Genomic DNA, 5,739 nt, shown 5'->3' on the forward strand with positions numbered 1-5,739 from the left:
ACGCGTCCGCGCCGCCGCCCGCCTGGCCGCCGTCGGCACGGCCACGGCGCTGGTGGCCATCCCGCTGCTGAGCGACCCGGTGACGAGCACCCTGTCGGCCGCCGACCGCGCCACCGGCCTCCCGGTGAGCGCCGAACGCGCCCTCGTCCGCCGCGCCCCGCGCGAGCGACTGCGCCACCTGGCCCGCGTCCGCCGCAACAAGGCGGTGGCCCGCTCCCTCATGAACCGCTTCGGCTGGCGCTCCGCCGCCCAGTACCGCTGCCTGGAACGCCTCTGGACGCACGAGAGCCACTGGAACGAACGCGCCCACAGCCCGTCCGGCGCCCACGGCATCCCCCAGGCCCGCCCCGGCGCCAAGATGGCCGCCGCAGGCCCCCACTGGCGTTCCAGCGCACGAACCCAGATCCGCTGGGGCCTCCGCTACATCCGAGCCCGCTACGCCACGCCCTGCACAGCCTGGACCCACTGGCAATCCGCCAACTGGTACTGACCGCCCTCCCAAAGGCAAGGCCCTCGCTCCGCTCGGACGCCTCTCCCTGGGGCTCCCGCCCCAACCCCCAAGCCAGGGGCTCCGCCCCCAGCCCCCCAAAGAAGCGGTGGATGCCATGGCCCATTCGGCGGAACCTGGCTCCGCGCGTCCGCCCCAACCTCGAGAATCGGTGCGTCTTCCGGCTCGCATGAAGCCGGTGATCCTCAAGACTCTGGAGGCTCTCGATGGGGACTCCCCTCACCAACGATAGATTCGACGACCTCCTTTCTGCGGCGAATCGATCGGCCGTCCACCTGGAGCTCCGCGATGCCTACATGGCGGATGACTCGTTCACGAGATGGCGGGAGACGGGTTCCGTCGTCAGGGACGCCGATGATGAGTGGTGGATCTCCACTGTGGGCAAGCAGGTCGAGCGGGGCGTCGTGGTCAGGAGGGCGCGCATCGTCTCGGAACCCCTGTCCGCTTATAGTCGATGGCTTTGGGAGTGCACTCCCGCGGTGAATCTTGCGGCTGGTGAGACGGTTCGCTGGCTGCCAAGACATCGAACGGCAGGGCTGCTCGTTCCTCCCTCGGATTTCTGGGTCTTTGATTCCGAGGTCCTGGTGTGGAACCACTTCAGCGGTGATGGCGAGTGGGCAGGCGTCGAGGTGAATCGCTCCCGGGAGCTGATCAAACTCTGCCTGGAAGCTTTTGAGGCGGTGTGGGGGCGAGCCATCGACCACCAGGAGTACAGGCCCGCCTAGCATCCGAATATGCCCACACACCCCTCGTCCGTGCCACACCGCTTCCTACGCCCAGTGCTGCCGGTTAAGTTTCGGCTGTTGGGCCTGAGGGGGCGCGTTCTCCGTACCTACGATGGACGCATGAGCTCGCCGAACCTCTCGGAACGCCTCCAGGCCGTGCGTAAACGGCGGGGACTCACCCAAAAGGATCTTGCGACGCAATCCGGAGTCTCGCTCTCCCTGATCCGAAAGCTCGAACAGGGGGAGCGAGAGGACACTCGGCTCGAGACGCTGCGCAGACTGGCCAAGGCGCTCGGGGTGTCGACCTCGGCCTTGATCGTTCGGCCTGACGTGGCGGAAGGCACGTCCCTCGACTGGACGCCCGTCCGCGATGCCCTTCTGCAGCGAGACGGCGTTCGATCCGACGAGACGCCGTCGGTGTGGGGTGTGCTCGAAGCCGTCGAGATGGCCGAACCCCTCTTCACCGACAACAGGTACCGCGAGCTCGGAGCGCTACTGCCCACGCTGCTGAGGGACGCCGACGCACTGGGGAGCGCGGGACGTCGCGTCCGCTCGCGCGTCCTTCACCTTGCGGCGCTTTTGATGATCTCCACGCGGCAGTTCGACGCCGCGGAGATCGCCCTTCGGCGAGCGCAGGATGACGCGCCGGGACGCCTTGAGGAGGCCGCGATCGTCAACACCCGTTGCTGGCTGCTGATGAGGCTCGGCGACCTTTCGGGGACGCTCAGCCTGGCCGCCCGGGAAGCCGACGAGATCGAGCCGCGCCTTTCCCGCGCCACCCCGGAGGAATTGGCCGCCTGGGGTGGCTTGATGCTTCGTGTCTCCACGGCCGCCTCGCGGAACAACGAACCCGGTGAATCAGAGGACGCTCTGAGATTCGCGCAGGCCGCGGCCGTCATCCTGAGGAACGAATGGGCTCCTCCCTCTGACCCGCTGCGGACGTTCGGCCCCATCGCCGTGGCGACGCGGCGTGTCGAGAACTACATGATCGAGGACCGGCCGGACAGGGTGCTCGCGCTCTCGGAGCGCATCCCGAAAGCCGGCTTCCGAGCGCGGGCGTCGAGTCGGAACCGCCATCGCCTGGACGTGGCGAAGGCGAGCGCGCAGTTGAAGCGCTATACCGACGCGTTCGAGGTTCTTCAGGAGATCAGGGCCATCAGTCCTGAATGGATCCTCAACCAGAGGATGGCTCGTGACATTCTCGGAAAAATTGTGGCGAAACGCCGAATCCTGACGCCCGAGATGCGCGATATGGCCGACTTCATTCGCCTGGAATATTGAGCGGGTAGCGGCTGGTGACACTTCTGGGCCCCGTGCTCCGAAAGTGCCAATGACAGTCGATTGCCGTCCTTCTAACTTGCCTGTCATGAGCATTGACAGGTCGCGGAGAGCGAGAATTTCGGATCGGCCTTTGCCGTCCAATCAGCGCAGGACGTTCCTGGAAGTTCTCGACCAGGTGATCGGAGAGACCCAGCCCGGGCTGCGGTCCGGACTGGTGACGCGCCTGGGCTGCCCGGTGTTGTTCGTCATCAACGTCGGTCACGTCGCTCGATGTGCCGAGATCGGCTGTGACTTCGACGCCACTGCAGGCTGGTCGTTCACTTGGGCCAATGAAGCGCGGCGGATCGGACCTGTCCGTGATGCTCGCGCAGTGGCGCAGGTGATCGCGCGGACTCTCCACGCCTCGGCAAATCCGAGCCCGTGATCGTCGATGCGCCGAAAGAGCGCCGTAGCGTCTTGACGTTATGCACGTCCGTGACGCGCTGCCATTTTGGGGAGCGCTGGCAGGTGGCCCCTGGCATGGGGGCGTGGACGGTCAAGGAGGCGGCCCGGAAGAACAAGGAGCGATAGGCGTGAACATCTCCGGCTTCACACGACTGGCGATAGGTGCGCGGGACGAGCAGGCCGCCGTCCAGATCCCCGGTGTGGTCCGCAGGTGGCTGGCCAAGCAGATCGGGAGCTTCCACCCGGTGCTGGACGACGCCGGGCAGGCGCTCGCCGAGGCCGTGACCAACGTCGTCAAGCACACGACCAGCGACGCGGTGCGCGTGGGCTACACGCTGACGAGCCCGTTCGCCATCTACATCGAGGTCTACGACCAGGGCGGCAAGGGCGAACGGCCGAGGCTCGGTATCGCCGACTTCGATGCGGAGGAGGGACGCGGCCTGCGCATCATCGACGCCTTGTCAGGGGGCGACTGGGGCTTTCGCCGGATCCCCGGCGGCGAAGGACACGTCGTGTGGTTCAGCATCGACGTCAGCCCCGATCACTCCGACGAACAGCGCGACGCGGAGGCGAGTCCCGTGGCTGCTTCCGCTCCATGAGCTGACGGAGCATGGCATCGGACAAGAGGGCGGCTGTCGGATGGTGCCGACGGCCGCTCTCTTAGTGAAGACGATCGTGTCCGGGCATGGGACCTCTGGGGTCAGGCGCGGGGTGGGCGGGTCATGGAGAGGACGTCGAGGGCGGCGTCGAGTTGGGCCTCGGTGAGGGTGCCGTTCTTGAGGTGGCCCCGTTCGACGACGACCTCGCGGATGGTCCTGCGCTCGGCGAGGGCCTGCTTGGCGACCTTCGCGGCCTCCTCGTAGCCGAGGTAGCGGTTCAGCGGGGTCACGATGGACGGGGACGACTCGGCGTACTCGCGGGCGCGGTCGACGTTCGCCTCGATGCCGTCGACCGTCCGGTCGGCGAGCAGGCGGGACGCGTTCGCCAGCAGGGTGACGGACTCCAGGATGTTGCGCGCCAGCATCGGCAGCATGACGTTCAGCTCGAAGTTGCCGGACGCGCCGCCGAACGCGATCGCGGCGTCGTTGCCGATGACCTGCGCGGCGACCTGCGCCACGGCCTCGGGCACCACCGGGTTGACCTTGCCCGGCATGATGGACGACCCGGGCTGCAGGTCCGGCAGGCGGATCTCGGCGAGGCCGGCGCGCGGGCCGGAGCCCATCCAGCGCAGGTCGTTGGCGATCTTGGTGAGCGAGACCGCGATCGTCTTCAGCGCGCCGGACGCCTCGACCAGGCCGTCCCGGGCGCCCTGCGCCTCGAAGTGGTCGCGGGCCTCGGTGAGCGGCAGCCCGGTCGCGCGGGCGACCTCGGCGATCACGCGGGCGGCGAAGCCGGGCGGGGTGTTGATGCCGGTGCCCACGGCCGTCCCGCCGAGGGGCAGCTCGGCCAGCCGCGGCAGGACGGCCTCCAGCCGCTCCACGCCGTGCCGCACCTGCGCCGCGTAGCCGCCGAACTCCTGGCCGAGCGTCACCGGCGTCGCGTCCATCAGGTGCGTGCGGCCCGACTTCACCACCTCGGCGAACTCGTCCGCCTTGCGCCCGAGGGACGCCTCCAGGTGCCGCAGCGCGGGGATCAGGTCGTTCACCACCGCGGCCGTCGCCGCGATGTGGATGGACGACGGGAACACGTCGTTCGACGACTGCGACGCGTTGACGTGGTCGTTCGGGTGGACGTCGCGGCCGAGGCGCTCGGTGGCGAGCGTCGCGACGACCTCGTTGGTGTTCATGTTGGACGACGTGCCGGACCCGGTCTGGAACACGTCGATCGGGAACTGGTCGTCCCACTTGCCGGCCGCGACCTCCAGGGCCGCCGCGCGGATCGCCTCGGCCATGTCCGCGTCGAGCACGCCCAGTTCGGCGTTGACCAGGGCGGCGGCGGCCTTGATCTGGCCCAGAGCGGCGATGTGCGCGGGTTCGAGGCCGCGTCCGGAGATCGGGAAGTTCTCGACGGCGCGCTGCGTCTGCGCACGCCACTTGGCCTCGGCAGGGACCCGAACCTCGCCCATGGAGTCGTGCTCGATCCGGTAGTCCATGGAAAAGCCACCTCCGCTGTGCCGCGTCCCCTGCGGCATATCCGCTGTGAACCGACGCTAACTCTCATCAGTCCGCAGCCTTCGCGGCGGCCCGTCCATTCCCGGACGTGATCGAACAGACAACGGGTCCCGGCCCGACGAAGCGGGCCAGGACCGGAGCGGCGCCCCGCGCGAGGGCGCCCAGCGGCGCGGATCAGCCTCCGGCGGGCCGGGCCACGTTGTAGGTGCGGCGTTCGCCCGGACGGCCCTCAGGCTTGCGCTGGCCGTTGACCCAGACGTCGCACGCGGCGGCGTTGCCGACGACGGCCGTCAGCTTCGGCTGGTTGTACTTGCGGGCGTCGCCCTTGGCGAGCGTCTCGTCCGCGATGACGGTCAGCTTGGGAGCGGGCACCGAGACGAAGAGCTTGCAGCCGTCCTCGCGCGCGCGCACGAGCAGGGTCGCGGACTCGGTGCCGGGCGGCGTGCCGGTGGTGGCCCCGCCGCCGTTGGTCTTGGACGCGGGCTGGGTGGGGGACGGTCCGGGCTTCTCCTTCGTCATCCCGAAGATCAGCGCCGCCGCCCCGATGCCGCAGGACGCGACGGTCGCGCTGACGAGCGCGATCACGACCATCAGCCGGAGGCGGGGCGCGGCGGGCGCCGCGCGGCGGGCCGAGCGCGGCCCGTTGAGGGCGCGGTCCAGCCGGTCGGCG

General features: G+C 69.1%; 7 protein-coding genes. 5 read left to right on the forward strand and 2 right to left on the reverse strand.

What is annotated here, in order from left to right; genetic code table 11:
• The 5 genes from DZF91_RS40555 to DZF91_RS29275 all read left to right on the forward strand — a co-directional run.
• On the forward strand, nt 1-490 hold a 490-nt coding region (locus DZF91_RS40555), incomplete at its 5' end, for an aggregation-promoting factor C-terminal-like domain-containing protein (RefSeq protein ID WP_117360340.1).
• Nucleotides 491-714: 224 nt separating this feature from the next.
• Nucleotides 715-1,233 carry a DUF6879 family protein gene (locus tag DZF91_RS29265; RefSeq protein WP_117360341.1) on the forward strand — a complete coding sequence of 173 codons (519 nt, stop codon included), beginning with the start codon at nt 715-717 and terminating at the stop codon, nt 1,231-1,233.
• A gap of 120 nt (nt 1,234-1,353) precedes the next feature.
• Nucleotides 1,354-2,514, forward strand: a complete 1,161-nt coding sequence (locus tag DZF91_RS29270) for a helix-turn-helix domain-containing protein (RefSeq protein ID WP_117360342.1) — start codon at nt 1,354-1,356, stop codon at nt 2,512-2,514.
• 85 nt (nt 2,515-2,599) lie between these two features.
• Nucleotides 2,600-2,938 (forward strand): hypothetical protein, encoded by a 339-nt coding sequence (locus DZF91_RS39110; protein ID WP_147341435.1) that lies wholly within the window; start codon nt 2,600-2,602, stop codon nt 2,936-2,938.
• A 148-nt stretch (nt 2,939-3,086) separates the two neighbouring features.
• Nucleotides 3,087-3,557, forward strand: a complete 471-nt coding sequence (locus DZF91_RS29275) for an ATP-binding protein (RefSeq protein ID WP_117360343.1) — start codon at nt 3,087-3,089, stop codon at nt 3,555-3,557.
• Nucleotides 3,558-3,658: 101 nt separating this feature from the next.
• Here DZF91_RS29275 and DZF91_RS29280 read toward each other — a convergent pair whose 3' ends face one another.
• Complete coding sequence (locus DZF91_RS29280) at nt 3,659-5,050, reverse strand: class II fumarate hydratase (RefSeq protein WP_199486966.1); 1,392 nt, start codon at nt 5,048-5,050, stop codon at nt 3,659-3,661.
• A gap of 193 nt (nt 5,051-5,243) precedes the next feature.
• Nucleotides 5,244-5,739 (reverse strand): hypothetical protein (locus DZF91_RS40560; RefSeq protein WP_158588075.1); only part of this gene is annotated, 496 nt, incomplete at its 5' end.

The sequence above is a fragment of the Actinomadura logoneensis genome, from assembly GCF_003428695.1.
GTDB lineage: Bacteria > Actinomycetota > Actinomycetes > Streptosporangiales > Streptosporangiaceae > Spirillospora > Spirillospora logoneensis.